Here is a 22,987-nt window from a genome sequence, read left to right as displayed (position 1 = left end):
GTTAACATCCCTACTTTTCAATTTTTAAATGTGTATGTTTCTTATTGGATTTCGCCAAACCAATTGTAAGTGGCAATCCAAGTACTAAGAAAACGATGACATCGGAAATTGTTGCTCCTAATACTTGTATAACAATTTTGTCAAATGGTTCTCCCATCACAATAATATCGAATGCCCCAGCAAATATAATAGCAATGACAATACCAACTAGCCCAGTAATTGCTAAATAAGAAATATCCCCCTTGTTAAACGACCCGTTTTTCACACTAAAACCAACTCTTTTTTGAATAAGCCCCATTGAAAAACCAATAATTCCTGAACTAATAACCCATCCCCACCAAATACCCCATCCAGCAATCGTATCTGTTACGGTATGACCGATAAGTCCGATTAACAGTCCTGCCACTGGACCAAATAATGCTCCAAAAACAGTTAATATAGCTAATGCTGGTTTAATAAATGTATTCGGTGCAATAGAAAATCCCCAAAGTCCTAATATCCCGTATAATGCTGCTCCAATACCGATTGCTACTACTAACTTTGTTGATAATTTATTCATGACAATTCCCCTCTCATATTAGTCAACTTTTATTACTCTATATTTAATTTAAAAATGAATTATGCATCGACACTCCCTTTCTATACAACAAAAAAATGACCTCTTACATAAGAGGTCACTTTCTTTCACTTTCAAGAATCCTCTTATCTTTCAAAAAACACATCGTGTCCTCTGCGGAATTAGCACCTTCCTATAAAATTGCATAGGGGTTGCTGAGGTTTCTTAGGGCCGTTCCCTCCACCTCTCTGGATAAGTATTAATTTGTAATTCGTATTATGGCACTGAAGAATGTAAATTTCAACACTTTTCTTACTATTTTTATTTTTTATTAAATAGCACATTTAAATCATTGTATTCTTATCGGAATTATGAAATAATGAATTCAAAATCGTTTCGGGAGGAATGCATTATGAAAGTTATTGGTTTGATTGGAGGATTAAGTTGGGAATCTACATCATTATACTATAAACATATTAATACACTTACACTCTCTCAATACGATCAAAATGCGAAGCTAATTTTATATAGTATGGACTTTGGTGAAGTAACTACTTTATTACAAAACCATCAATATGAAGAAGTGAAAAATGAACTAGTTACAGTTGCAAAGAAAGTTGAAAAATCTGGGGCTGAATGTTTATTAATGTGTTCAAATACTGTACATCTATTTGCCGAGGAGGTAGAACAAGCAATATCTATCCCGCTTCTTCACATTGGTGATGTAAGTGCTAAAGAAATGGTAGAACAGAATATAAAACGTATTGGACTATTAGGAACAAAACAAACGATGGAGCAAGATTTCTATAAATCACGATTAGCGAAATATAACATTGAGACAATTATCCCAAATGACGAGGAAAGAACTTTTATCCACCATGTCATATTAGATGAATTAAGTAGAGGGATCATTTCAGAAACATCTAAAAAAAGGTTATTACAAATTACAAAATCATTAATTCAAAACGGTGCTGAAGGTATATTATTAGGCTGCACTGAAATACCTTTACTCATCTCCCAAAATGATCTTACTGTTCCCGTTTTTGATACTGCTTTTTTACATGCAAATATTGCTGTACAATTTGCTGGATAAGAATACACAAGCATAAAGGTGAGAACCTCTATGCTTGTATACAGTTACGACTATTTATCCCGCTATTTGCAGGCAGTAAAGCCCCACCAATTAAAGTTTTACTTTATTTAAAAGAGATTCAATAACTGCAATCGCTTCTTTTGAACCACCACATTCTAAAAAGCTATCATTAAGTTTTCTTATACCATATTTATACTTTTCATTTGAAAGTACATCTGTTACGGCCTCTTTTAAAGTGTGTACATTAACATGTTCTTTCAATAGTCTATGTGCCGCTTCAAGCTCAGTTAATCTTTGCGCTATCATTGGCTGATCTTTATCATGCGGTATTATTACAAATGGGACATTATAATGAATGGCATCGTGTACACTATTCATACCACCATGTGTAATAAAAACATCTGCTTTATTTAATATTTCTGATTGAGGTACGTATGGAGCAATTATAAAATTATCTGGTGCTTCCTTAATTTTAGAAATATCATTTCTATCACCAATTGCCATTACAACTATCCCATCAAAATCTGAAAAAGTATCAATACAAGTATTAAAGAATGGTTCGAGTCCTTCAAGCAGTGTTCCCATTGAAATATAAATAACTTTCTTTTCTTTAAGTGATTCCAGTGGAAACTTTATATTTGTTTTACGCTTTGAAATACTCGGTCCAATAAAAATGTTATTTTCCCCGAACGATTCGCTATTAGGTTGGAAATAACGACTTGTGTATACGAGACAAACATCACCCTTATTATTCATAAATTGAAGATTATTCTTTGGTTTTACTCCAAATTTATGTTCCATCTGATTTAGTAATTTTTCAGAGATTTCCTCTGGTTGAAATGGCATATCTGCATTTGGATGAAAAGGTAATGTCTTCAAAAATTCTGGCGGAATTAAAAATATAGGTGAGGACACTACACCTGGAACTTGTAAATATTCCTTTACTAACTCTCCTGCGCCAAATATATCATAAATTACGAAATCAAAATTTATACTTTCATATAATTGTTTCGTAATTTCTAATATATATAAAGAAGTTTGAACATGCACATGAAAGAAAGCATTTAACCCAGATGAGGTTTCAGCATCAATAGAAATCTCTTTTAATAGATCCGGATGAGTATGTACAGTAGCTCCTAAATCTTCAATTCTATCCTTAAAGTTTGCCGTTGTAATATAATGTACGTTATCCCCTCGTTCAGTAAAGGCTTTTACTAAATTTAATGTAGGGTTTACATGCCCCTCTGCTGGAAAATTAACTACTAAAATATTTAGCACTTATTCCTCACTCCTTACATTTCACTGTTTTAATTAAGCATACTGTTATTTGTACAAGTAATCTTCCCCTAATAGTCCTAATATGCTTGCTACATTATATTGATAAATAATTTTCAGTCATCAACATAAAAAAAGCATCTACCTATGTAGATGCCTAACCGTGATAAGGAGTGTTCTGTGAGGTTAGAACAAGCGTTTCTGCTTGTCCTATGCTATCAATATATGATTTATTTTATAAAATGTGAATCGTTAATAGAATTATTTTATCCATTTTATATGATCAAATGGATAAAATACCATTTCTACTTTACCTATTATATTTGATTCATCAATAAGTCCAAGTGTATTCCTACTATCTTTACTATGATTACGATTATCACCTAACACAAATAATTTATGCGTAGGAACTTTTATTTCTCTAAAATTTGAAAAACGATTGGATACTTGTGACTTATCTAAATGTATATACGACTCATCACGCTTTTTACCGTTAATAAATACCTCATCCTTTTTTAGTTGTATGTTATCCCCCGATAATCCAATAATTCGTTTCACATAGTAAGTAGGCGCGTCTTCTTTTTTTATAATGACAACATCTCCATGATGAAAAGACGATAAACAGACGTTTACCTTATTAACAAGTATATAATCTTTTTCATTCAAAGTAGGTTGCATCGAAATTCCTTCTACCATACAAAATAAAAAGGACTTATTAATAAAAATAACCCCTATTATAATGAATATGTAGCTACATATGTTCCTCCAATATTTTAGAATAAACAGCTTCATATATACCCCATTTCTAATCTATTCCCAGATAAAAACGCCTCTAGTTTACAGGAATGCTAGAGACGTTTCGTACATTTTAATTCTCTTTAGAGGCATCTGTTTTTGGCGCTTCACCAGTTAATCTCTTATTTTCCAAATCAAAATAAGCATCTAAAACTTCTTTTCCAATATCGGAGTTAATGCCCGATTTATCATTTTCAACCCATGGTACTACAACAGAAAATGCTACTTCTGGATCATCATATGGCGCATATCCAGCCAATGTTAAGTTATAACATTCTCTACGATCACCTTTCGCATTTCGCCCAATTTCATTTTCTCCACCATATACAGTTTGTGCGGTCCCTGTTTTACCAGCTGGTTTATATGGTGCTTTTTGGAATGCTCTTACTCCCGTTCCATCTCCCTCTTGAAATACTTTTCTAAATCCTTCTTTTACTTGATTAATATATTCTTGTTTCATATCGATTCTATTTAAAACAACGGGTTCTATTGATTGTACTACTTTACCAACCTCATCTTTTTGAACGGTTTGTTCTCTAATCTCTTGAACAATTTGTGGTTTCATTCGATACCCTCCATTTGCGATAGTCGAAATATATTGTGCAAGCTGAAGTGGTGTATACGTATCATATTGTCCAATAGAATAATCTAATAAGAAACCAGGCTGATTATCTTTTCTTCCAATTTGTCCTGCGGTTTCATTTGGTAAATCAATACCAGTTTGTACGCCTAGTCCAAATTGCCTGAAATAATACCTCATTTTATCAAAATATTCTTGTTTAATATCTAGTGAACTATTTTTCACATAACCCACGCCAGCAATTTTTAATGCTATATTAAACATATAAACGTTTGAAGAAACTTGTAACGCTCTTAGATCGTCTATATCACCAAAATTTTTCCAAGACTTCTTTTCCTTAGTTCCTTTAAATTTCATAGGTGCATCATAAAAATGTGTTCCAGGAGTTATTGCATTTGTTTCAAACCCTGTTAACACTGTCGCACCTTTAACCGTTGATCCAAGCTCATATGAACTTGTCAGCGTGCCTAAAGCATAATCTTCAACTTCCATTTTCCCGTCTTTTTCTACAAGCCTTTTCCCAGCCATCGATAATACTTGGCCATTTTTCGGATTCATCATCACTACGAAAGCACGGTCTAACATTGATTCTGATCCTTTATATTGTTTTAATATTTTTTCTATGCTCTCCTCTACTTTTTTTTGCAATTCCATATCTATTGTTAAAGTTAAATTTTTACCGCTTTTCCCTTCCGAAACCGTTTCCGTTCTAATAGTATTTCCTTGTTTATCAGCAATGCTTCTTACTTCTTTTTTTGTACCATGAAGTACATCTTCGTATTGCTGTTCGATATAACTTTTGCCGACCCTATCATTTCGGCTATAATCACGCACTAAATAATAATCTAATCGTTCACGTGGCAATCCTTCATCAGCATTTGAAACGTTACCAAGGACAGAACGGAATAATCCATCATTTACATAGATTCTCTCCCAATCAACTGATGCGTCTACTCCTGGAAGGTTCGCTAAATTTTCACTAATCACCGCATATTCCTGTTCACTAACGTCCTTTTTAATAATTTGAGGTGCCATTTGAAAACCTGAGGTCATTTTACTTTTAATAGCTAACACTTCTATATCTTTAGCCGTTAGTTCTTGAAGATTTTTATCTGTAACGCGTTTCCTTTTTAAATCTTCTATTTTTTTGTCTAGCTCTTTTCCGGTAATATCCTTATCTCGGAACTTATCTATTTCTGTTTTTGATACTAAGTCTTGAGCAAGTTCTGGATTTAATTGCATCCAAAAGTCTTTCTTATCAGTCTCAGTTAACTTATCTATATCTTCTTGTGGCATTTCAATAATATCTGCAAGTTGTCTTGCTGATTTTAATATTTCTTCTTGTTTTACACCTTTCACCTTTGTATATGTAATCGTACGTAAAGACTTATTATCAACTACTGGATTTCCTTCACGATCAAATATTTTCCCACGTGGTACAGAAAGGCCCACGGTTGCATTTTCTCTCTTCTCTACTTCATTTTTATATGTTTCTCCATCAAAAATTTGCACTTTCCCTAACTGAATAATAATGCCAGAAAATAATAAAAATACACAAAGGAATAAAATATTTAACCGGAGAGGTACTACTCTACCACTTTTCTTCTCTTGCTTTTTCACCTTGTCATAATCTCCTCCTTACAATATTTCAAATAATAATCACATTTCTATATTAAAAGTAATGTACAATTTCTATACATTGCTTTGTACAAATATTAATATAATGTTTAAAACTTAATAGAAATTAAAACAAAGGTAAAGAAAAGGTAAAGTTTACTAAATTAAATATAAAAAATACCCAATAACAAAAAGCTTAGTTTTCACTAATCGCTTTGTTATTGGGTATTAATTGATTTAAGAATTACTACTAGTGCGTATTGCTATACATTTGTCGTCACAATTAGAAAGAGATTGTTTACTTAGTACTTTCGGTAAGTAAATAGTTACTGTTGTCCCGACACCAACCTCGCTCATGATACTAATTGTCCCTCGATGACTTTCAATAATTTTATAACTTAACATTAATCCAATACCAGTCCCTTTTTCTTTCGTACTATAAAAAGGTTCACCTAATCTCTTAATTCTTTCTTCAGGTATTCCTATTCCTTCATCTATTACATGAATGATGACACCATCATCATTTATTTCTTTTATGTGAATTGAAATTTCCCCACCATTTGGCATAGCTTCGATTGAATTTTGCAAAATATTAATAAATACTTGTTTCAATTGATTTTCTGAGCATTCAATAATTATATCTTTGTCATCCGTAAATAGTTCAACTTGAATATTTTTCATAATTGCTTTTGTATTCATTAACGATACGACATTTTTAAAAATTCGATAAATATTTTTCTTTTCTGTATTTATCTCATCTGTTTTAGCGATTGATAGAAATTCTTGCAGGATTGCTTCTATCCTTTCAATTTCAGAAAGCATAAGATCAAAATATCTTTCTTGATCTTCTTTATTAATTTGAAATAACTGTATAAAACCTTTAATTACAGTTAAAGGATTTCTTACTTCATGAGCCACGCCAGCTGCTAATTGACCAATTGCTGCAAGCGTATCTGATTTATTTAGCAATTCTTCTGTCTTTTTTCGCTCTGTAATGTCGCGTACAATAATCATAATTTTATCATGTAATAATGGTAAGCACCTAGCCTCAAAGAAATCAATACTTCCATTAAGTGTGAGTGGATATTCTACAATTACATTCGTTCCTTTTTCCTTCACTTGATTAATGGCTTCCTGAAACTGCTGTGCTACTGACGTTGGTAATACTTCGTAAAACTTTTTTCCCATAAAAGCTTCTGCGGGTACGTAAAACTTTGTAGGAGATCCTGCCTTGTAATCTATAATTGTGCCATCATCTTCTGTTAAGAAACATAAATCTGGTAAAGCTTTAAAAATTAATTCCAGTTCAGATGTTTGTTGTTTTAACTGCTCTTCTATCGCTTTTAAATGTGTAATATCTACACCAACAGCCCAATAACTATATCCTGTTACAGGAAACTGTTCTGATATATTCGACCACATTATTGTTTTGATTTCACCATTTTTACATGTTAAGTGCATTTCCCAATCTCTGAAATTTTTTCCACAAGTTAAAAATTTCTTTTGTATTTGATGGCGATAATTATGATCAGGATACAATAATTGCAGTGCATTGGGATTTCCAATTATTTCTTCAGCGGTATAACCTGTTACAATTTCGCATTCTCGATTCCACAAAACAAAATCTCCATTATAATCAAGCGCATCGACCATAACAGGCATGTTTTGTAAAATCGTATGTAGTTCCTCCTCTTTCTGAGAAAGCAACGTTGTATTTTTACTTTGAAATACTTTTATTGCACTATCTAAAATTAAACTTGAGAGCATTTCAAAGTATTTTTGACAACTGAAAATTTCACTTTTTTTGGACCATACAACAAAAGATCCTAAATGTTGATTGTATAAGAAAATGGGGATTTCAATCTTTGGAAGTTTACTCTTTTTTATCTCATTCATTCCGAATGAAAAAACACACTCTTTTTCAGCATCAAGAAGTTGATGTGATATGTTAGTTAATTTATAAAATTGTTCTGCCATGGTTTCTATTGTACTCACATCAATAAGTTCCATTAGCCGCGAATTCATTCCTTTTTCACCTCAATATGTAAAATTAATACAAATCTAAAATTCATACTTCTCCATTATACGAAGAAAGCTAGTGTAGGTATATAGCTGTAGAATAATTATTCGAACAAATTTTATTTTTCAATTAAAAAAAGAAAAGAATATATATACTGAATATACCTTTAATTAGTATATATTTCGTTGATTCCTCACTTATTATCTAGATAACTTGAATTCCTCCTTACATTCACTGAATTTTTACTCGAGAGTCATACACGTTACTAATAGCGGTATAAACATGCAATAAGTATAAAGTTCATAAAATATTCACATTTCCCATGAAAAATATAAACATTTATTCCAATATATTCTATATAATAAAATGTAATAAGGCTTCTATGAATCTCATAGAATACCTTACCCCTAATAAAAAAGAAAAAAGAATCCATTTGGATTCTTTTTTCTTTTTTTAATTACATTACATATTTATATAAAGCATGTGCCACACCATGTTCTTCATTTGATAACGTTTCGTATTTACACATTGCTTTTATTTCTTCAACTGCATTTCCCATTGCAATTGATATATTCGCTTTTTCCATCATAGAAACATCGTTTAGTCCATCACCTATCGCTACAGTGTTTTCAACCGGAATATTAAGATATTCTGCTAAAGTATATAATCCATTCCCTTTTTGAGCATCTCGATGATTAATCTCTAAATTGTGCCAATATGAAGATGTAATTGCTAAATCTGTATTATGAAGAAATGTTTCTTTTAGTTTTTTTAATTTCTCAATATCATAAGAAAATGGTAATAGTTTATGCACATGTATATCTGTTTCTACAATTGGTTTACAACTTTCCGCACTATGAAACGCTGTATGCTCAAGATATAATGCTGCGATTGTTTCTAACTCTTTCAAGTCGAAATTTTCTTTTGAATTCTTCACATACTCAATTTCATTACGTACACTCTCTACTCCATAATCCGGTACATACACACCTTTATCAGTATAAAGCTGATAATATAAACCATTCTCTTCAAGATATTCTACAATTTCAAGTGCCTGCATATTTTGAATTGGATATCTCTTCATCATTTTTTTATCTTTATATATAAGAGCCCCATTTTCCGCAATGATTGGACACTCTAAATTAACTTCTAACAATAATCGCTCAATGTCAACAAGAGAACGTCCTGTACAAATTGCTACAACATGGCCAGCTTCTTGACATGTTCGAATTGCTTCTGCATTTTCTTTACTTATCATTTTATTCCCCGAAAGAAGAGTTCCATCTAAATCAATTGCGATTAATTTCATTATTTCTTCACCACTTTCTATAAATACACGAGTTCTAATTAATTATTAGGTATCGTTTTCATACAATCCTCGTGAGGTACTTCTTATTTATAATTTATGAAAAGCGTTTCAGGTCAAGAAATAATTAAAAATAAAATCCAAAGCTTTTCTTTTTAAAAAAGCTTTGGATTTTAAACTATGAATTATAACTAATGTATTTTGTCTCACACATGTACACATTTTTTTCTTCAGTTGGGATATATACTTTAAACTTTTCTAGCCGTTTTCCATAGACATGAATCGTAATAACGCTTTCATTTTTGCTAATTTCAAGAATATGACAATCCGCTGGTGGAATTACTTTATCTGTTTCTCCTTCTCCCAAATAAAGATTTCCTGTATGTGTTAAATAAACAAGTGAATTTCCAAGTTGTTTCGTTTGTATAAAGTTCTTCACCATAATCCTTCCTGAAAAAACGCCTTCTACTCCCCATGTGCCGTCATGGTCATGTAAAGGTGTAGATTGTCCATCTTTCCATACGAGAGCTAGTACTTCAAAACGTTTGAGCGGATCTTCATACAATAAATGTCGTGCATATTGAGTCAAATTGGCCTTCTGTTTATCTAACGGAAGCCATGTTTTCTTTTCTAAAAGTTCTTCTAGTAACTTTTCAATGCCACACACTATTTCTTCTTCAAATAAACCGTTTTCCATAAGATTTGTAACACCTTTAATAAACTTTTGAAATGATTTACTTCCATTACAAGTCAACATAAGAATCCTCCTCTACGTTTTATACAATTCCATATTAAGGTAATTACCGAAAACTCACAATTGAGAAACAAAAAAACAAGATGCAAATGTATGCACCTTGTTAAGATTTTTATTTGGCTTTCAATCGAATAGGTAAGTATTTTAATGTTTGTTCATTTTCCAATATACATTTTTCTAAACAGAAAGATGGAGATAGCTCTATTTTTTCAAAAGCATTTATAAAGGTAGTTAATGCAATCTCAGCTTCTAAACGTGCAAGTGGTGCTCCTAAGCAAAAGTGAGGACCTTTCCCAAAGGTTAAATGCTTTTCATTTCCTGTTCGATGTACATTAAATTGAGAGGCTTGTGAAAATTTTTTCTCATCTAAATTCGCTGCACTAACCCACGCAACAATCATCTGATTCTTTTTCATGAAAGGACCAAATATATTTGTATCCTCTGTAATCCTCCGGGCCAATGTAACAGGAAAGCGATAGCGTAATACTTCCTCAATCGCTTTTAAAATTAAGTTAGGTTCTTTTCTTAACTCTTCATAAATTCCAGGTGAATCTACTAAAAAGCAATAAAAGCTATTAATAATTAAATTTGTAGTGGTTTCATTCCCAGCCGCTAGTAAACCTAATGAAAAGGTTACAATTTCTTCATCGGTTAATCTTTCGCCTTCATATTCAGCTCGAATTAAATCAGAAATGATATCATCGGTTAAATGATATCTCTTTTCCTGAACAATCGGTAGAAGGTATGCTTTGAATTCATGTAATGCTATCCCTTTCTCGGCATCCAGATCATTAAACTTTTCTTTACTATACGGCATAAATAAAATATCAGACCATTCTTTCATTTTTTTACGATCTGTTGTTGGGACTCCTAATAAATCGGAAATAACGGTAACAGGTAAAGGTGCAGCAAACTGTTCAACGATATTAACTTCACTACATTTTTCGATATGTTGTACAAGTTCATCTGCGATAGCCTGTATTCGAGGTTTCCACTGTTCTAAACTTCTTGGAGTAAATGCCTTAGAAACAATGGAACGTACATTGCGATGTTCTGGTGGATCTGTAGAGTTTATATTTATTCTAGTTTCTAAAGGAGGGATTGAGAATTGTCTGCGCTCCCTTCTACTTGAAAATAAGCGATAATCTGATAAAACACGATTTACATCATCATATAAAAAAACATTCCATACATCCTGCTCTTCATCATAATGAACTGGGTGATTATCCCTCATCAAACGATACCATTCATATGGATTCCATAATTCTTCTTTTGTTTTCAGCTTTGAAATTTCATGAACTAAAATAACATTTTCAGGTGAAGCCATAGTTCTTTCCTCCCTTTTCTTTTACAATAAAAGTGATAGGTCGGCAGTCCAAAGTTGTATAAACTATCATATGTTATTTTAACATATACCAAAGGGGATTTTTCATTAGAGAACTTGAGAAATATATAAGGGGGATTTTTATGTACGTTGACATTTTACTACTAGCAGAATTAACGACAGGACCAAAACATGGATATGAAATTAAAAAAAATGTTCAAAATCGTTTAGGTGAAAATTTCGAATTAAATCACAACATGCTTTATCCTGCCCTTCGGCGCTTTGAAAATATGGGTGCTATAACGAAAAAAATACATAAACAAGTCGGAAAACCAAACCGAAATATGTACGATATAACAGAAACAGGAGAAGAAATTTTTTCTGAAATGTTACGAGAGTTTCCCGAAAAACTTGCGACAAACAATACAGAATTTCTTGTTCGTATTGCGCTATTTGAAAAACTTGACTATGAGGATAGAAAAGAGATTTTGACTGTACGTCAAAACGTACTATATAATCAGCTTACTGCTATTCAGTCTCTAGATATTACCTCATCTTTTATTACTGAAGTCATTGAATTTAGTAAATCACGAATTGAACATGAATTGAGTTGGATTACATCACTTATGAAAAAAATATGAAAAAATAACAAGAAAAGTTAAAAACAATGAATGAAAATGATATTTATTATCAATACTATAATTAATAAAAGGGCAACCACGATTTGGCTACCCTTCAAACATTTACACTTCTGGATCGAAAGTTTTGCAATCTGTTTCTTCCGTTGTAGATGCATGTTTACCTTTATGACTTACTACGTAAATTGCCTCTGCACTACATTTATTACCGTTCGCCCAAAATTTACAGTTATTTACTTCACATAAAACGTCTTGTGCCATAGTATCACACCTCCTTGTTCTATTATCATTAACAACATTCGGAGGTATGATACTCTTTGTCATGCATTTTTTATTCCCTTTTTAGCTTTCTTAATGGTTCAATATCTCCTCGTACAATCACATCTATATTTTCAGTTATTTTTTCAATATCAAAATGCCACCATTGAATTTGCAATAATTCTTGAATTATTTCATTTGAAAATCTCTCTTTTATTTTATTTGCAGGGTTTCCACCAACAATTGTATATGGTGCGACGTCTCTAGTCACAACAGATTTAGCTGCAATGATTGCACCATCCCCTATTTTTATTCCGGGCATAATTGTTGTATCCATACCAATCCAAACGTCATTTCCTATAACTGTATCACCTTTATAAGGTAAATCAGACAAACTAGGTGTATACTTCTCCCACCCATTTCCAAAGATATTAAATGGATATGCCGAAAATACATCCATCCGATGATTGGCTCCGTTCATAATAAAGTTAACTCCAGATGCAATACAACAAAACTTTCCAATAATAAGGCGATCTCCAAGAAATTCATAATGATGTAATACTCGATTTTCAAATGTTTCTCCATCTTTTGCATCAAAATAAGAATAGTCACCAACAAGTATATTAGGTTTTGTTATTATATTTTTTATAAATTGAACGTTTTGATTTCCTTCAATAGGGTATTTAACATTTGGATTAGGATTCATTTTGTACGGCACTTCCTTTACCACTTATTTCACTTTCTACCGCTATTACTGGCTTTAAATTGTATATAGGTAAAATAAACAATAATCCAATTATAAAAAGTAAAGCCGTCCCTTCATACATCATACTTAATGAAAACATCTCTTTTAATGAACCAGCTATACTCATCGTTACTACCATTGAACCGGTAAAAAGCGGACTTAAAATACCATTTACACGACCTATAAAATCGGTATCGCTATTTTGAATAATAAGCGTATTAATACCAATTTGGATACAAGGAAGAGCTAAACCACTAAAAAGCTGCGCCGTAAGTGTCACCCATAAATTTGTAGAATATCCTATAATGCCAATACCAATTGCTTGACCAAGCATACCGATAATTAACATCTTTTGCGGAGCAACATTTTTCGCAAATACCATTGCTAATGCTCCGCCAACAATCATTCCCGCACCATTTACTGTTAGTAGCCACTGTAAACTCTCTTTTGATAATCCTAACTGCTCAGTCACAATAAATATACCTAATGGCTGAATTAATCCTATACCTAGTCCTGCAGCCATAAAACAAAGCCCTAGCAAAGTTAATGTTTTTTTCTTTTTGACATACTTAATACCATCCTTCATCTCCTGCAGCAGAGTGATATCTTTCTTTTCTACGTCGTTTTCAAGATCTTTCGGAAGAAATAACAATACAACTGCCGCAAGTAAAAACGAGATACCTGTTATGATGATTGAAATATAAATTCCAAAACTATGAAAGATAAATGTCCCTAGAATTGGTCCTAATACCATAAATATTGCAAATATCGTTTGATATATAGACATCGCTAATTGAATTTGTTCCGTTGATAAATGTTGTTTAAACAACTTCATTCCAGATGGTTGTGAAAACTGTGAAAGGATTGCAGAGATGAGTGTCACAAAAAACACAATTTTCCACGTTCCAAACATAAGCGTAATTAATACAGCGAATACTGAAATGGAACTTAACGTTTCACACCATATCATTGTCTTCTTTGGCTTCCACCTATCAGCAAAGGTACCGCCAATAAATGAAAAAATAAAAATTGGAGCGAATTCAGCAACTGAAATCATAGAAATAGCAAAAGCATCACCTTTTGTCATTTCCATTACATATAGTAATACCGCAAAGTTTCGAACCCATATTCCTATTTGTAAAAATAATGCTGATGCTAAAATTCCTTGTACAAACCGATTTTTTAATACTTGTGATACCCCATTGTTTTGTTTCGTTACTACATTTGTCGACATAAAAAAGCCTCCTATTTCATGTTCTGAACAGGAGGCAGCACAAATCATATAAAAAGACTATATATTCGCAGAGCGAAATACATCCCTTTTCTATAAATGTACAGACTAACCCTATTCAGAAGAATATTTCGTTTTTTAACGAAGATCTCTTACAAATAGAATTAGTTGATCATTGGGATGTCTTCACCCTTCCGTTTCGAATTTAAATAACACATACATACTCTATGTAAATCATTTTCGATGTATGCATGTCTCCTTTTAACTATTCTAGAAAGTTAAAGGTAATTCCTCTAAAGAACGCATTAAATAGTTCCCTTGCCATTTAATTTCTTCACGATTCCCTTTTATTTGTAGTTCAGGCATTCGATTAAACAAAGTAGTAATAGCAATCTTTGCTTCTAACCTCGCAAGTGGAGCGCCTAAACAGAAATGGCTACCATGACCAAAGGCAATATGACGATTATTTTCTCGAGTAATATCGAATACTTCTGGGTTTTCAAATACAGTTTCATCACGGTTTGCAGAAGCTAAGGCAATGACAACCATATCTCCTTTTTCGATTGTTCGGTCGTGAATTTGAAAAGGTTCCGCTGCCCATCTTGCAGTTGTAACCTCAACTGGAGAATAATAACGCAATCCTTCCTCAATAGCCGAATCAATTAGTTTTGGATTATCTTTTAATAACTGTAATTGATTTGGATTTTCAAGAAGTGCTAATACCGTATTTGTAATTAAATTCACTGTCGTCTCATGTCCTGCGACAATTAATAGCATTATCATTGAATATAGTTCCCGAGCGCTAAGTTTATGCCCTTCACTCTCTGCAAGTATTAAAGCACTCACCAAGTCTTCTTTTGGCTCTTTTCTTTTAATATCAACTAAATATTGAAGATATGTAATAAATTCAGATAGTTGTTTTTCAGTCTCTTTTATTTCTTCAGGTGTTTCTGGTGATGCAATAACAGCATGAGACCAAATCCTAAATTTCGCTTGATCTTCTTTTGGAATACCGAGCATCTCGCTTATCACAATAATTGGTAATGGAAATGAATAATCATCCACAAGATTTAATATACCTTTTCGCTCTATATCACTTATCAAATCATCTGCTATTCTCTGAATTCTTCCGTCTAATTGTGCAATCATCTTCGGTGTAAAAGCTTTTTGAACTAAAGATCGTAAACGACTGTGGTTAGGTGGATCTGAATTTAGCATATGTGTTGTTAAGTGGTCACTATTATCAACGGAAAGATACATGTTCTTTATATCTTGAGAAAACACATTTGTCCAATCTTTTTTTAAACGATTATCTTTTAAAAGTGGCAGAGCATCTTCATATCTAGTAATGAGCCATTCTTTACCGATTTCAACTTGGTTTACAAATAATATAGGTTGTTTTTTTCGCGATTCTTTATAAATTTCATACGCATCTTCTTTAAACTGAGCTGAAGCTAAATTAATGCCATCCTCTATGCTTAACCCAACTTTGTTTTTCATTGACATTGTATTCCCTCACTCTCATTTGTTTTTGAAAACCAACCAACATATGCATTATACTCTAATAAAAACGTGAAAATTGTAAATTTTTAATCAAAATCTTACTTCGTATATTGAAAAATAAAAAAGTGAGAGAGTACAATCGTTTTACTCTCCCACCTCTCTTTATGCGAAGCACATAAAATTACTAATTTGTTGATAGCGATAACTTACTTTACGACGACGACCACCTTGCCAAGTGTAACCTGATACTCCGTTTCTTCTCACTTCAGTCGGAAAGAACCATAAATCCCTTCCAAAAGGTCCAGGACGATGTAAACGTAAATAGCCCCATCTTCCTAAACAGTTACACATCCATGATTTCATATTGCCTGGTTGTGCCGGAGAAGCAAATGTAGACGGTAACGATGGCGCTTGTGACGGTGGTGGTGACGTTGGAGCATCCTCCGCATCATCTGGTCTGTAATCTTCTTGTTCAATATCTCTCACTTCATTTGTAGGTTCATACCCGTAGTTTTGTGGATTATAATACATCGCTTGATCATATGGATAATTTTGTTGGTTATACATATTAACAAATCACCTTCTTTTCATTCATTACCTTTATCATTCATATGTGATATGCCCTCTCTAGGAAGCTTATGTATAGCCCAAATTCAACTTAAAAAGCTCGTATTATTAAAAATACGAGCCTTTCAAAAATAGAATGTGTTTATTATTTCCTTAACTTCACACTATAAAAACTCATTTCATCTAACGAACCTTCAAATTCAAATACTTCTTGTTTAATTAATTGTTTCAAGCGATATTCTAAGAAGGTATCTCCAACCAATTGTTCAACAAGACCAAGTGCTTCACCAATTACTCTAGGAGCTTTGAGGAACTCTCGATCAGCACCCACACTTTTCGCGCATTCAATTATAAATTGATCAAAATAATCTTCTTGTACAAAATGCACTTCATTTTCTTTCCACACTCTTAAACATTCTATGCTTTCCGATAATCTATCCCACTCATGTTCAAACTTCATGCGCTTCTCTTCAGTTAAATAAGGTAACTTTATAAAACTTTTTTGGAATAGAGCTAAACTTTCAGGTGGTAATTCTCCCGTTCCACGAATATCATACTCTTGTTTTAATATTTCTCTACTTGCTTCAGACGTATTAATAACTCGAATGTTTTTCTTATCCTTTAATTGTGCTATTACAAAACTTAGGCCTACATGTTCATGTGCATTATCAGCCTTCCAAATTGTAATAGGTGTTTCAACAGGAATAGTATGTAGTTCTTCTATAGTTGCTATAAATCTTGATAAATATTCTTCTTCAAAATAACTATCATAAGCAGTTAAGTTATTTATTAACCACTCCTGTCTTGCTAGTTGCCCCTCATTCGTATGCAACCTATATATCGGTCCAATTGAAAAAAATTCCGAAAAAGCAACAACACTCTCTTCAAATAATTCTTCTTGACTTAACATATATTTTAAGCAACCAGCCGTTGAATCATCAAAAGCAATATGTACGTGCGTACTGTCTTTTACATTCCTTTTATAAGTAGGATTACTTGTTAATTGTTTCGGAATATCCATCAAATTTTTAATTGTATCTTCACTATAGTTTTCTTCTAATAAGTTTAACTTTATGAGAATACTTTGAAGTAAATCTTTAGCCTCATCTTCGTACATATCCTCTACAGCATTTTTAATTTTATCTATCACACAAATCCCTCTATTCATTTCAAAAATAACGTAGATTATAGTGTATCATTTTAGTATAGTTCTTTAAAGTCAAATCCAGATTACTACAGCAATCTGGATTTTCAACAAAAGCTCTCCTTATATTTTTGAATTGCTAAATATTTTTACTTTGAAAATCCTTGTATCTAAATGTATAATTATATAAAAACAAAAATATAGGAGCTATATTTATGGATAAAGTACTTACAAATTATAAACATTACTTAAAAAATTGGAGATTTATATTTATTTGCATACTACCTGCTATTGCCTTATTCGTTACTTTCGATGTCATCTTTGAACTACTGTTTCATCAAAATTTCTACTTATCTAACTTAATTTCTGCTATCATATTATTTTTAATATTTATTAACGTTAAAGATAAATTTAAAATTAAAGGCTAAAAAACACTATTTCAAAATAGCCCTTTATTATTGCATCCTACTATAAAATAAGGCTCATAGTAGATTTTCATAAAAAATAAGAGCACCCTGCAATTAGCTGCTCTTATGTGATTAGAGGTTTTTTCTGAGTATTAAGTAGGACACGAAGATCTTGTCCTACTACATAATATATGCTTGTGCTTATTATTTCGTGCATGTATTAAGCAACATGTTCAGGTACTTAATATATGCACAGTCATTGCTAAAAAATCTACTCAAAATTTCACTGCACAATTTCATATTTATAAATTAAAAAACATCCTCAATGGATGTTTTTTATCTAAAGATTTTAAGCTTCCATAAACTTAGCCGGTACACCAATTTTTTCAACTACAGAAGATATATTAGTAGGATTAATCATTACATTTTCAATACATACTAATTTATTTTCTAATATCCCATTCTCTGTAGTAATAAGTTCTTCAAACCGATCTAAAGTCATTGAGAATTTATGTTCACTTCCACCATTCATACTAACTTTTACATACTTCATAGTGTCACCGCCTTTCATAATAATTTACATTTCGACAAGAAGGCGCTTACATCCTTTTTATTTACCTCTTAGATTTCTCACGTTTATATATATTTTGAGAACGGAAACTACTATTATTCACTCACAAAATTATTGCTAATAAGAAAGATAAAGATAAAAATGCACAAAGTGGAATATATAAACCGGTATCCATTCTTGCAAAGTGCGTATCTTTTTGTCGTTTAAAGATACCAAAATAGTTAAATTCACCAATTACTCTAATAGAAAAGACGATCATACAAATCCAGGAACCGACTTGAATAATAACATTAGGAACTGCAAAATGAACAATATTTGCTTGTTGCAACAAAATTATTGCTGCCATACTTAATAATAATGCAATGACCAATGTCATTCCGGCACGAGGTGTAAACGCCTTTTCCCCTGCTTTAGTTGGAATAACACTATTTGTCCCCCAATTACCTCCGAAAGCCCAATATACATGTAAAAAACTAACTAAGAATAATATACAAGCAGATATATATGTAATGATAAGCATTTTATCCTCCCCTTATTTCATTTTGGTTCCCACCTATAAAATATGCTGTTTCCCCCACATTAGCAACCTTCATTTCATTACATAAAAAAACCGTAATGATTTATCAATATTAAGATAAGTCATTACGGGGTTATTAAACCTCATTATGCATTATACCTATTTCTTCGGCGTTCCATCCTTGTTTGACCTTGAACTGCATTTTCTTTGTATGGATCTATTTGCTCTGTCATTTCATATGTTGCAACTGGTTCTTCGTACTTATACTCATGGATCTTTTCTGGCATTTTACTTTTAGATTCTTTCCCACCAAACTTAAATAGTTTCATCTTTAATTTCGGCAATCTTGGAAGTCGAATCTTAATTGATAATCTTTTGCGTTTCTTTTTTGGTCCAAGTAGATTTATATTTTCTTGCTTATCTTTCTCTTTGCGGTGAATGAACATCGCAAGTAATCCTCCTAATACAAGTCCTCCAATTAATAGTAATATATATACATAATGGCTTGTCATTAAACTCGTTATGCGTTCAAGTATGACTAACGACTGTACTTCTTTTATATCCCATAGTAAAGCGGCCCATAATGAGAATAAGCCCAAAGTAAGTCCATATGTACGAAAACGGAATAAACATGGAATTAACGCGACACATGCAGCAATTTTCGCATTTGCTATGATTGAGCTTGTTGCAATATCTTGATGCCAAATAACTAACAGTAGTGTTATAAATGGCGCATACGCTATCCAACTGCATATACGTGAATACATCTTTTTAGCAAAATAACTACCGAAACTAGTAAAAAATAAAAGCCCTCCAATATATATAGATTGTTCTAGAGGGATTTGCTTTGTAAGTCCTGCAATTGGAAAGAGGCCGCTCAATAGCATTAAGAGCACATCTAATTTCTTCACAATTCCCCATTCCTTTCAAATTTTTTCAATTAATAAAAATCGTTTTTCCATATGAAATAGTTTTTGTATTTCTAAAAAACATATTAATCCTGTCTGCACATAAAGTAAATATGTAAACGAAAAGATACTTGACAAAGGATATCCTTATTTACATAAAAAAATGACAAATCCTGATCGATATAACGAGCAGGATTTGTTTACTAGTATTTAAAGTAGAATAATTGAATCTTTCTTTTCTACTTTTACTACATCTACATCCAATTCATCATCAAATTCTTTAAACTCTCTTGCATCTATGTCAGTAATATAACTCTTTATTACTTTTTCCATATGCATGGAATATGTAATGTGTACATTCTTTTTCGAAAGCATACTAGAATTACAGCACATGTAATGTATCATTTTAGCGATATAATCCCTTTCTACAGGTTTTACACCCAATGGTAAAATTTCAAGTATATATCGCTGAAAAATCCCACTACAATTAAGTGAATATTCACCAGTGCTATAATACATCCCTTTTTGATCTGTATATAAGCCAATGCTATCTAGAGCATCATCAGATTCTATTACACCGTAACTTGGTACATCAAAACCTGTATTTATTCTAATAATATTTAAATTTGGAACCTTTAACACCTCTGGAACAATATCAGGTAAAATATCTGTATTAATTTCTTTATTTTGTAACTCTTTTATCCAATACCTTCTCAAATTTGCATCTACAATGAAATAAACTTGTTCATTTTGTTCTTTTGCATATTGTACAATTTCCATTAATGTTTCGGAAACATATTGTTTAAAAAGAGCTCCCATATCATTTCTCTTTGATGGTTGTGGTAAAAATGCATTATGTTTATTTATATTTAATAATACGTAATCAATCGTTTGCCATTCTGTATTCCCATATAATTTATATAAAATTTCTTTTCCTTTTATTTTTGAAAGAATAGGTAAGAAATCAAATTTCGATATTCGTTCAATTGATAAATTAACATATATACAAGGTAAATTTATCTTATTCCAACTACGCTTCAAAAATCCTTTTTGCTCTAATAAACTAAAAACACTATTTACAATTGTTTTACGAGATACACTTTGGCCTATAAATAAATTAATAAATGTTGAAATACGGTTTGCTCGTGCAAATCCCTCTCTAATGATTTGTTTTGGATCAATTTTTTCTCGTCCATCACAATTTTTCAATGCGATTAATGCTAATGTCGCATCACTGCGCTCGCCCGCGGTAGCATAGACAGCTTTCGTAACATCATCTACAAGATTTGTTTTATATTTTTGGCAATATTGCATTTTATATGGATTTTGTAACACCTTTTCAATATTGTATCTCACAATCTTTAATAACACTGGAAAATCTGTATTCAATACATAAGAATTTTCACCAACTTTAGTCAAAACAATTTGACTCTCAAGTAATGTTTGTTCTATTTCCAGCACTATATTTTCAGACCAAACTTCTAATGTTAATGTCTCTAATCCTTTTGGGGCAAATAAAGGAAATAATTCATTTTTGTTATTTGTAGCTACCTTTTTACATTCTGGAAGTATTGTGAAATAAGAGAATTTACGCTGAAATTCTTTAAATAAATACTCTCTTTCCTTTACTGTTATACCCGGTTCTATTTTAGTACCTTGAACTTTATAAATTCTCTCATTGTATGGAAATAACACCCTTTTATTTTCTCCTACAATATAATCTTTCGGATATTGGAGAATATGGTCTAAATCCACCTCTCCCCCTATTTGAAAATCATCTTTTAAATTTCTAAATATCTTAATCCATTTCATGCCGGTTGTAGCTTGTTGTATTTTTAGTTTTACAAACCGTATTTTTTTATTATTTGACGCAAACTCTGAGGTAGAAATCAATATCATGCCTCGTTTCCGTCTTAAAAGTAAAGGAATATCTGGGTGATTATATTCTTGATATTAAGAATGGTTTTATGAGCGTTTCGTAATAGTATGTTCTAGTTGATTCTGGCTATTATTGAGGCAGACATATCAGCGATAATTTATGTCTATTTTGTATAGGTGTTAGCAAGTTCGTTTGCAAACTTGTTAGCACTTTTTTGTTCAGATAATACACATACTCCTTCGTATATACTGTATGTTTAATGTTAAATTTGTCTAATTATATAACATGGAAATTCTACATAATTTTATTAAAAAGTAAAATACTAATACTTGTTTTAATACTTTACTTCAAAGCATTAAAACAAATTTACTAACTACGGAACAAGGAGGCATCACTGTGGACATTCGTGAAGGATTAATTCCAACAGCTCTAGGTACAGCAGTGACAGCAGCAGGTTACGCTCTTAAACAAACTCGTGGAACTAATAAAATGATTGCAAATACAGTATTTGGTTTTGGTTTAGCTCACGTCGTTTTAGGTGTAATCGACCTTGTTGAACATCGTCGTTAGAACGAAAGGCAAGCATTGGTATATGCTTGCCTTTTTGGTAGTGCATTTATTATTCATTTTTCAAAGTATGTTTGTATGACATAATCATTATCAATGAAATTAAATAGATACTTCTGAAAGAAATCAATTATATCGTAGCAGGAGTTATATTTACAGCTGTAATTTTACAAGTTGAAATAGCAAACCTAACGGTTGTAGTTGGATTTATAGGTAATGTACCTAGCACTATACCAAGTCCCGTTTGTTCCACGTTAAAATCTGCTGCAATAGAACCATTACTTGCTAAAAGACTTACTGTAGATCCAATAAACACATCCAATAATTGTCTAATTGGTCGTTCACGACATTCACACTCACATCCTACATCGACAGGTGGAAGTAATATTATAGGTGGTCCCGGTGGTAAAAATCCTACCCCTGTTACATCAGAAATATTAACCACGAAGGTTGTGGGGCCGTCTGTAACTGTAACTAAAAAATCATTTACAGAAGTGATAGTAAAGAGAAAGAAAAGTGGGGGCGTGTTGGGTGTGTCTGCAATGGTGCCGAGAATCACAGTTTCTCCAATAAGTTGTTGTAAGACGCTTTGCATAGGTAAAACACAGCAATCACACAGACAACCTTCAGTCCCTCCCGTTGGACCTGTTATCCCTGTCGGACCCGTTACTCCTGTTGGACCTGTTATCCCTGTTGGACCCGTTACTCCTGTTGGACCCGTTATCCCTGTTG

General features: G+C 32.1%; 23 protein-coding genes and 1 riboswitch. Of the genes, 4 read left to right on the top strand and 19 right to left on the bottom strand.

Annotated features, from left to right (window positions below; translation table 11 throughout):
* Positions 1-10: 10 nt before the first annotated feature.
* Positions 11-559, bottom strand: coding sequence for an ECF-type riboflavin transporter substrate-binding protein (locus MR107_RS22000; protein ID WP_001038210.1), 549 nt, complete (start codon positions 557-559; stop codon positions 11-13).
* 140 nt (positions 560-699) lie between these two features.
* Positions 700-815: riboswitch (SAM riboswitch) on the bottom strand.
* A gap of 153 nt (positions 816-968) precedes the next feature.
* Between MR107_RS22000 and MR107_RS21995 the strand changes: the two genes are divergently transcribed.
* Positions 969-1,649, top strand: coding sequence for an aspartate/glutamate racemase family protein (locus tag MR107_RS21995; protein ID WP_075677068.1), 681 nt, complete (start codon positions 969-971; stop codon positions 1,647-1,649).
* A 90-nt stretch (positions 1,650-1,739) separates the two neighbouring features.
* Here MR107_RS21995 and MR107_RS21990 read toward each other — a convergent pair whose 3' ends face one another.
* The 7 genes from MR107_RS21990 to MR107_RS21960 all read right to left on the bottom strand — a co-directional run bounded on the left by MR107_RS21990 (position 1,740) and on the right by MR107_RS21960 (position 11,323).
* Positions 1,740-2,927 (bottom strand): macrolide family glycosyltransferase, encoded by a 1,188-nt coding sequence (locus tag MR107_RS21990; protein ID WP_078187833.1) that lies wholly within the window; start codon positions 2,925-2,927, stop codon positions 1,740-1,742.
* 258 nt (positions 2,928-3,185) lie between these two features.
* Positions 3,186-3,716: a signal peptidase I gene (gene lepB, locus MR107_RS21985; protein ID WP_226368729.1), complete on the bottom strand. Its 531-nt coding sequence runs from the start codon at positions 3,714-3,716 to the stop codon at positions 3,186-3,188.
* A 76-nt stretch (positions 3,717-3,792) separates the two neighbouring features.
* Positions 3,793-5,919 (bottom strand): peptidoglycan D,D-transpeptidase FtsI family protein, encoded by a 2,127-nt coding sequence (locus MR107_RS21980; RefSeq protein WP_226368728.1) that lies wholly within the window; start codon positions 5,917-5,919, stop codon positions 3,793-3,795.
* Between the two features lie 234 nt (positions 5,920-6,153).
* Positions 6,154-7,941: a PAS domain-containing sensor histidine kinase gene (locus MR107_RS21975; protein WP_025710278.1), complete on the bottom strand. Its 1,788-nt coding sequence runs from the start codon at positions 7,939-7,941 to the stop codon at positions 6,154-6,156.
* A gap of 452 nt (positions 7,942-8,393) precedes the next feature.
* A complete protein-coding gene (locus MR107_RS21970) occupies positions 8,394-9,245 on the bottom strand; it encodes a Cof-type HAD-IIB family hydrolase (RefSeq protein ID WP_226368727.1) in 852 nt (283 codons plus the stop codon).
* Between the two features lie 175 nt (positions 9,246-9,420).
* A complete protein-coding gene (locus tag MR107_RS21965; RefSeq protein ID WP_000954442.1) occupies positions 9,421-9,999 on the bottom strand; it encodes a cysteine dioxygenase family protein in 579 nt (192 codons plus the stop codon).
* A gap of 109 nt (positions 10,000-10,108) precedes the next feature.
* Entirely contained in the window at positions 10,109-11,323 is a 1,215-nt protein-coding gene (locus tag MR107_RS21960) for a cytochrome P450 (RefSeq protein ID WP_000168020.1), read from the bottom strand.
* A 140-nt stretch (positions 11,324-11,463) separates the two neighbouring features.
* Between MR107_RS21960 and MR107_RS21955 the strand changes: the two genes are divergently transcribed.
* Positions 11,464-11,961, top strand: coding sequence for a PadR family transcriptional regulator (locus MR107_RS21955; protein ID WP_000289126.1), 498 nt, complete (start codon positions 11,464-11,466; stop codon positions 11,959-11,961).
* Between the two features lie 102 nt (positions 11,962-12,063).
* Here MR107_RS21955 and MR107_RS21950 read toward each other — a convergent pair whose 3' ends face one another.
* From MR107_RS21950 to MR107_RS21925, 6 genes are all read right to left on the bottom strand, one after another.
* A complete protein-coding gene (locus tag MR107_RS21950) occupies positions 12,064-12,219 on the bottom strand; it encodes a DUF1540 domain-containing protein (RefSeq protein WP_000046095.1) in 156 nt (51 codons plus the stop codon).
* Between the two features lie 70 nt (positions 12,220-12,289).
* Positions 12,290-12,922, bottom strand: coding sequence for a Vat family streptogramin A O-acetyltransferase (locus tag MR107_RS21945; protein ID WP_226368795.1), 633 nt, complete (start codon positions 12,920-12,922; stop codon positions 12,290-12,292).
* Positions 12,912-14,195 carry an MFS transporter gene (locus tag MR107_RS21940; protein ID WP_000106401.1) on the bottom strand — a complete coding sequence of 428 codons (1,284 nt, stop codon included), beginning with the start codon at positions 14,193-14,195 and terminating at the stop codon, positions 12,912-12,914. The genes MR107_RS21945 and MR107_RS21940 overlap by 11 nt, the downstream gene beginning before the upstream one ends.
* A 267-nt stretch (positions 14,196-14,462) precedes the next feature.
* Positions 14,463-15,698 (bottom strand): cytochrome P450, encoded by a 1,236-nt coding sequence (locus tag MR107_RS21935; protein WP_088344669.1) that lies wholly within the window; start codon positions 15,696-15,698, stop codon positions 14,463-14,465.
* Between the two features lie 159 nt (positions 15,699-15,857).
* Positions 15,858-16,262, bottom strand: a complete 405-nt coding sequence (locus tag MR107_RS21930) for a hypothetical protein (RefSeq protein WP_000282687.1) — start codon at positions 16,260-16,262, stop codon at positions 15,858-15,860.
* 145 nt (positions 16,263-16,407) lie between these two features.
* On the bottom strand, positions 16,408-17,412 hold the full coding sequence (locus tag MR107_RS21925; RefSeq protein ID WP_242292709.1) for a DUF1835 domain-containing protein: 1,005 nt from the start codon (positions 17,410-17,412) through the stop codon (positions 16,408-16,410).
* Between the two features lie 209 nt (positions 17,413-17,621).
* Between MR107_RS21925 and MR107_RS21920 the strand changes: the two genes are divergently transcribed.
* Positions 17,622-17,834, top strand: a complete 213-nt coding sequence (locus MR107_RS21920; protein ID WP_000362067.1) for a hypothetical protein — start codon at positions 17,622-17,624, stop codon at positions 17,832-17,834.
* Positions 17,835-18,162: 328 nt separating this feature from the next.
* On the opposite strand, the gene MR107_RS21915 is transcribed toward MR107_RS21920, so the two are convergent.
* The 4 genes from MR107_RS21915 to MR107_RS21900 all read right to left on the bottom strand — a co-directional run bounded on the left by MR107_RS21915 (position 18,163) and on the right by MR107_RS21900 (position 21,702).
* Positions 18,163-18,366, bottom strand: coding sequence for a hypothetical protein (locus tag MR107_RS21915; RefSeq protein ID WP_000878369.1), 204 nt, complete (start codon positions 18,364-18,366; stop codon positions 18,163-18,165).
* A gap of 121 nt (positions 18,367-18,487) precedes the next feature.
* Positions 18,488-18,904 carry a DUF3995 domain-containing protein gene (locus tag MR107_RS21910; RefSeq protein ID WP_000905568.1) on the bottom strand — a complete coding sequence of 139 codons (417 nt, stop codon included), beginning with the start codon at positions 18,902-18,904 and terminating at the stop codon, positions 18,488-18,490.
* Positions 18,905-19,047: 143 nt separating this feature from the next.
* Positions 19,048-19,812, bottom strand: a complete 765-nt coding sequence (locus MR107_RS21905) for a DUF3959 family protein (RefSeq protein WP_242292708.1) — start codon at positions 19,810-19,812, stop codon at positions 19,048-19,050.
* 207 nt (positions 19,813-20,019) lie between these two features.
* Entirely contained in the window at positions 20,020-21,702 is a 1,683-nt protein-coding gene (locus MR107_RS21900; protein ID WP_242292707.1) for an RNaseH domain-containing protein, read from the bottom strand.
* A 382-nt stretch (positions 21,703-22,084) separates the two neighbouring features.
* Here MR107_RS21900 and MR107_RS21895 point away from each other — a divergent pair, with 382 nt between their 5' ends.
* Complete coding sequence (locus tag MR107_RS21895; RefSeq protein ID WP_000354585.1) at positions 22,085-22,258, top strand: hypothetical protein; 174 nt, start codon at positions 22,085-22,087, stop codon at positions 22,256-22,258.
* 127 nt (positions 22,259-22,385) lie between these two features.
* Here MR107_RS21895 and MR107_RS21890 read toward each other — a convergent pair.
* A partial coding sequence (locus tag MR107_RS21890; RefSeq protein ID WP_242292706.1) for a bclA protein occupies positions 22,386-22,987 on the bottom strand: 602 nt, incomplete at its 5' end.

It is taken from the genome of Bacillus cereus group sp. BfR-BA-01441 (assembly GCF_022663075.1).
GTDB lineage: Bacteria > Bacillota > Bacilli > Bacillales > Bacillaceae_G > Bacillus_A > Bacillus_A cereus.
This window is presented reverse-complemented; position numbering and strand designations above follow the sequence as displayed.

Bases quoted from the DNA above. Each gene is read 5' to 3' on its own strand.
- MR107_RS22000 (WP_001038210.1), bottom strand. From the start codon at position 559: ATGAATAAATTATCAACAAAGTTAGTAGTAGCAATCGGTATTGGAGCA.
- MR107_RS21995 (WP_075677068.1), top strand. From the start codon at position 969: ATGAAAGTTATTGGTTTGATTGGAGGATTAAGTTGGGAATCTACATCA.
- lepB (WP_226368729.1), bottom strand. From the start codon at position 3,716: ATGAAGCTGTTTATTCTAAAATATTGGAGGAACATATGTAGCTACATA.
- MR107_RS21975 (WP_025710278.1), bottom strand. From the start codon at position 7,941: ATGAATTCGCGGCTAATGGAACTTATTGATGTGAGTACAATAGAAACC.
- MR107_RS21970 (WP_226368727.1), bottom strand. From the start codon at position 9,245: ATGAAATTAATCGCAATTGATTTAGATGGAACTCTTCTTTCGGGGAAT.
- MR107_RS21965 (WP_000954442.1), bottom strand. From the start codon at position 9,999: ATGTTGACTTGTAATGGAAGTAAATCATTTCAAAAGTTTATTAAAGGT.
- MR107_RS21960 (WP_000168020.1), bottom strand. From the start codon at position 11,323: ATGGCTTCACCTGAAAATGTTATTTTAGTTCATGAAATTTCAAAGCTG.
- MR107_RS21955 (WP_000289126.1), top strand. From the start codon at position 11,464: ATGTACGTTGACATTTTACTACTAGCAGAATTAACGACAGGACCAAAA.
- MR107_RS21950 (WP_000046095.1), bottom strand. From the start codon at position 12,219: ATGGCACAAGACGTTTTATGTGAAGTAAATAACTGTAAATTTTGGGCG.
- MR107_RS21945 (WP_226368795.1), bottom strand. From the start codon at position 12,922: ATGAATCCTAATCCAAATGTTAAATACCCTATTGAAGGAAATCAAAAC.
- MR107_RS21940 (WP_000106401.1), bottom strand. From the start codon at position 14,195: ATGTCGACAAATGTAGTAACGAAACAAAACAATGGGGTATCACAAGTA.
- MR107_RS21935 (WP_088344669.1), bottom strand. From the start codon at position 15,698: ATGTCAATGAAAAACAAAGTTGGGTTAAGCATAGAGGATGGCATTAAT.
- MR107_RS21930 (WP_000282687.1), bottom strand. From the start codon at position 16,262: ATGTATAACCAACAAAATTATCCATATGATCAAGCGATGTATTATAAT.
- MR107_RS21920 (WP_000362067.1), top strand. From the start codon at position 17,622: ATGGATAAAGTACTTACAAATTATAAACATTACTTAAAAAATTGGAGA.
- MR107_RS21915 (WP_000878369.1), bottom strand. From the start codon at position 18,366: ATGAAGTATGTAAAAGTTAGTATGAATGGTGGAAGTGAACATAAATTC.
- MR107_RS21910 (WP_000905568.1), bottom strand. From the start codon at position 18,904: ATGCTTATCATTACATATATATCTGCTTGTATATTATTCTTAGTTAGT.